This window comes from Methanoculleus sp. UBA374 (assembly GCA_002508705.1).
Classification (GTDB): domain Archaea; phylum Halobacteriota; class Methanomicrobia; order Methanomicrobiales; family Methanoculleaceae; genus Methanoculleus; species Methanoculleus palmolei.
This window is the reverse complement of sequence record DAYL01000009.1, coordinates 128,019-129,067: the sequence shown is the minus strand read 5'-3', so window position 1 is coordinate 129,067 and position 1,049 is coordinate 128,019. Positions and strand designations below refer to the sequence as shown.

1 protein-coding gene is annotated in these 1,049 nt (G+C 48.1%); it reads left to right on the top strand.

Going from position 1 to position 1,049, the window contains the following annotated elements:
• The first annotated feature begins 485 nt into the window (after nucleotides 1-485).
• On the top strand, nucleotides 486-698 hold the full coding sequence (locus BRA42_RS02710; RefSeq protein ID WP_292408878.1) for a hypothetical protein: 213 nt from the start codon (nucleotides 486-488) through the stop codon (nucleotides 696-698).
• Nucleotides 699-1,049 lie beyond the last annotated feature (351 nt).

Here is a 1,049-nt window from a genome sequence, read left to right as displayed (position 1 = left end):
TGAGGTGTTTCGGGATCACCTCCAACATACAATTGTATATCACGAGGAGATGGGCAGATGGCACAATTTGAGTTTAACCCTGCATCTGTGGTCGGTCGGCACTACAAGGAGGGAATGTTGCCGTATGGGGGTCGCGTAAACTGTAAAGGTATAATCACATATGCAGTGAGCCGCGAACAGTTCGATGAAAAGATGCGCCGGTTGGACTCCATCTAATGAATCAGCCCCAAAAACTCGTTTTTTTTAGATACTGATATCTTGATATCAGCTTATGAGGATTCTCGCTGTAAGGGAATCATCGATCATATATCAAACCATGGTGGATTCCGACTGGTAACTTCGATCACTGTGTTAGGCGAAACGTTGTTCAAAGTCATGGAGAACAATTTGGGTGGAATTTTCGTATATCAGTTCTTTCCAATCTCAATGGCTGGAACACTGAAATAATGTTCCCTGATGAAAGCGTAAGCCGGCTCTGTTATAGCATGAGCACCAACTACGACGACTCAAGAATGATCGGGCAAAAGACCGACAAAGTACATTTAGCGTATGCCATGTCACAGGAGTGTGACGTATTCCTCACTCACGATGTGGGCCTGACTCGATACAGGATTCCCAAAGAACTTGAAGAGGCGAAGTTTTTCAAGCCCGAAACCATGACACCCGAAGTCTTTTCAGATCGTTACCTCCGGCGATAACTCCTCACCCTTCGCCGATTCCCCTGCTGTTCGTGAGTGTTCCTCGTCGTTGCTGGTATCCTGTGTCCCCCGACAACGAACGCAGAGAAGTAGGGCTGATCACCTCTTAGGTGAGGGGTGTCCTGCACCGCCGTCCCCGGTTGGATATTACCCCCTGTTTTCGCTGTTCCGATTGAGGCGTGAGGCAGTACGGTGAAACAGTAGCTGCACACCTCCTTTCCCTCAATCGATGAAGTCATCCCAAAAGTGTCCAGCGGCTGAAGATTCATATAATTCAGAGTATTCTGACACATCCCCGCGAAAAATTGAGTGATCTTTGGCGTCAAGCTGCTGACACGGCTTCCCTCTGGG

Coding starts and splice junctions, on each gene's coding strand:
- BRA42_RS02710 (WP_292408878.1), top strand. CDS start 486: ATGAGCACCAACTACGACGACTCAAGAATGATCGGGCAAAAGACCGAC.